The 3,733-nt window shown below is 43.8% G+C and carries 2 protein-coding genes; one reads left to right on the forward strand and one right to left on the reverse strand.

What is annotated here, in order from left to right:
• Positions 1-160: 160 nt before the first annotated feature.
• Positions 161-1,870, forward strand: a complete 1,710-nt coding sequence (locus L0J61_RS09945) for a multidrug ABC transporter permease/ATP-binding protein (protein ID WP_301466288.1) — start codon at positions 161-163, stop codon at positions 1,868-1,870.
• A 137-nt stretch (positions 1,871-2,007) separates the two neighbouring features.
• Here the strand turns inward: L0J61_RS09945 and L0J61_RS09950 are convergent, their stop codons facing one another.
• The gene (locus L0J61_RS09950; protein WP_301466289.1) at positions 2,008-3,498 is read right to left on the reverse strand and encodes a PepSY domain-containing protein; all 1,491 of its coding nucleotides are present in this window, start codon (positions 3,496-3,498) and stop codon (positions 2,008-2,010) included.
• Positions 3,499-3,733: the final 235 nt, after the last annotated feature.

Here is a 3,733-nt window from a genome sequence, read left to right on the forward strand (position 1 = left end):
GCTCGCTTGTGTCTTTATCTGGTTGCCACTCATTTGAATTCTATACACACCCTAATGAGCCTTTGATCTGCATCATGCAGTGTTAATCAGACTATTTCTCCTAAGCACTCCTTTTTATTCTATTCAAAACACGCAAAATTCATTCTATTATTGAGTTCATATGTCCACTCGCACGACTGCATCTATATATAATATGATTTGGGCGCATTACCGCCTGCCATTTATCAAAGTTATCTTACTTAATCTGGTGAATGCTGCGGTTAGTGTAGGAATCATTGCCTACATCAACCATACCTTTATCAGCCAGCCCGTTTTTTCGACGTTATCGTGGTTGAGCCTAGGACAGTTTGGACTGTTGGTGTTGCTCTTATTAGCGACCACATTCCTTTCACAATATGCGCTGACCTGTCTGGGTCATAGGTTTGTCTATGAACTGAGAACCAAACTGGTCAAACAAATCATTGACACCACTGTACCGCAAGTAGACCACTTGGGCAGTGCACGCTTACTTGCCAGTCTATCTACGGATATTCAGTCGATTACCGTCGCTTTCGTGCGCATGCCAGAGTTGGTGCAAGGCATTATTCTATCTATTGGCGTGGGGCTGTATTTGGGATGGTTGTCTTTACCACTGCTATTCATCGTCATGTTTTGGATTATCATGACCATTTGGATAAGTACTATTTTGGTGAAACACGTATACACTCACTTAAGAGAGCTAAGAGAGATTAACGACTCTTTGTATCAAGATTATCAATCCATCATCGAAGGCCGTAAAGAGCTGGCGTTAAACCAACACCGAGCAAAAAACCTTTATACCAATGACCTTTTGACGCATGCAAAGTCTTATAAAAAAACAGTCATCAAGTCTGATACGTTTCATTTAACAGCAGTGAATTGGTCGAACATCATGATGTTTGCATCGATTGGTGTTATTTTCGCAGTTTCAAACTATTTGAATATACCAATGAGTATCGCCACCACTTTTTCTCTGACGATTTTATTCATGCAATCACCCATTCTGCATGCAGTCGGTGCGTACCCAACGTTGCAGACGGCACAGGTGGCACTGGATAAGATACGATCTCTAGAACTGGCTGATTATCAGCCGACATTTACCACAGACATCGCTTCAAAAAGCTGGCAATCCATATCATTGAATAATATCAATTATCGCTATGAAAACGCCCAAACCGTTTCGTCAAACACAGTAGCTGACGACAGTGACCATCCTGGCAATATCCTAAAGGCCGTCAACCTAACATTGAATCGTGGCGACGTGGTTTTTTTGATTGGCGCTAACGGTAGTGGCAAATCTACTCTAGCAAAAGTCATCACAGGTATTTTCACGCCCACCACAGGCTCTGTACTCATCGATGAACAGAGCGTTGACTCACAGAAAAATGCCAATTATAGGCAGTTGTTTTCTGCCATTTTTAGTGACCAGCATCTTTTTAAGAAGCTGATTGGTGACCAAGGCCAAGAACCTGATACCGCGCTAGTCAATGACTGGCTACACAAGCTCAAGTTACAAGACAAGCTAAGCGTGGCTGACCATAAACTGTCGACAGACAAGCTATCCCAAGGTCAGCGTAAGCGTTTGGCTATGCTACTTTCAGTCGCTGAACAAAAAGATTTTTTGTTGCTTGATGAGTGGGCGGCCGACCAAGATCCAGCATTTCGCCGCGTGTTCTATCAGACCTTAATACCTGAACTAAAGGCAATGGGGAAAACGCTGTTTATCATCAGTCATGATGACGGCTACTTTGAACATGCCGATCGATTGCTATTGATGAAAGATGGCAGATTGACAGAACTCAATGCCGAAGAACGAAAGCGTGCCAGTGCGGATGCCATTGCGATGCTGTAATGAGCGTTCAGCAGACCAACACATTTGCAAAAAACAACCTCAAAAAAATGGGCGATCTCTTACGAGACGCCCATTTACCGTTCAGATTAAGATTCAGATTACAGTTCAGATTGAAAACCCACCCTAAAGTGACTCGCTTACTTTAATAATTTCTGCAAGAATGCCATACGTGATATCACCAAAAAATCCAACAAAGCAATGATTGAAATAGCGATAATAGCCGTTGGAAACATAATCGCGATTATCAGTAAAGGAAGGGCAAGTGGCCACCACACCGAAAACTGCTGACCACGTGCCGGTGGGTTTAATCCACGGCCCTCATTGGTATTGCGAGGGCGGCGCTGCCACCACATAACATAACCGCTCACACTAATAATAATCACAAAAAGACAAAACAGGACATTGGCCAACACACTCCACCATCCTAGCGTACCCATGTGAAGGGCAATTCCTGCTGCCATAAATTTACCAAAGACGTTGTAGTCGTCGTAATGAATATCAGCCAAAACATTGCCTGAATAGCGATCGATGTGTACGGTGCGATCAGCAGTTGGGCTCGTCATATCATAGCTCATCGAATCTTGACTGAGCGTCCAGACCCCTGTTTCACCTTGTGGTAAGTTCAGCTGATAGCGTCCGACAAAACCAATTTCACGAGCGTATCGGTCTACCGTATCAATCATAATAGGTATATTAGACGCGATACCATTCTCACCCATTGTCGTACCCGAAGCTGGCATCGGCGTCAACTCAAGCACCCAAGGGACTTCTTTGGTTTTGCTCGAGTTTAAGACACTACCATGTGTCGGCGCGGCTGCACCGTGAACATGAAGTTCTGGCGCTGACGTATTCGTTGTAGTGCTGTGTTGACTATGATCAATCGACATTGGTACTGGAGCCACACCCCATTTACCCGCAGGAAACTGGCCCCACGCCTGCACAAGTCTTTCGCCCCATACTCCTGCCCACGCCATCCCTGATATACAAAAAAACAGCAGCAGAATCGATACCCAGCTACCCAATGTCGCATGGATAGTACGGATAAAGGGACGTTTTTTCTTGTTGGTTACTGCCTCATTAGGTATCAGCATAGCTTTGAGCGATTTGCGTTTTTGCCACCAAAGATACCAGCCAGATAGAATCATCAAAATAGTCAATGAGGCGGCAGTTTCCAACAGATAGTCACCCGCTTTACCGATGAGTAAATCGCCATGAATATTATTGAAAGTATCATAAAGAGCACTACTGGCAGGCGTGCTGTTGACGACATCCGCCGTATAAGGGTTCACTGCCACTGTATTAGTGTGGTCTGCTGATTTAATCTGAAACAAGGCGACGGTATCCGCATCACGAGGCGCAACATATTTAACGAGCGTGCTATCGGGCAAAGTACTAAGCGCATTTTTGGCTTGTGTAGATACTGGCGCTGTCAGGGTTGATTCTGGCGTAGTGATGGTCAAACGATCACCGTCTCGACCGACGGTGTTGGACATAAATAACATGCCAAGTGCAGTCACAGACAAAATAATTAAAAAAGGCGCGACAAACATGCCCGCATAAAAATGCCAACGCCATACCGTAAAATAGCGGTGGCTATTACTGGTTGATTGACTGCTTTCTCTACTCATAAATACGACCTTCAATATTCTTTGGATGCCTAGAGCGTGTCCTCATTAGCGACATAAATCCATAAAAACAAATATATCAAAACAATATCGGCTGTATCATACGAGAAAACCTGTTCAAAGACTACTGTTTGCGTTGTCAAGTGTTAAATAATATCGATACCTTAAAACCGCACATTTACGCCACACTTGCTACCTATCACTTTTCTTAAATTAAAATTGTAATGTAATAATGATA

Source organism: Psychrobacter sp., assembly GCF_030457785.1.
GTDB lineage: Bacteria > Pseudomonadota > Gammaproteobacteria > Pseudomonadales > Moraxellaceae > Psychrobacter.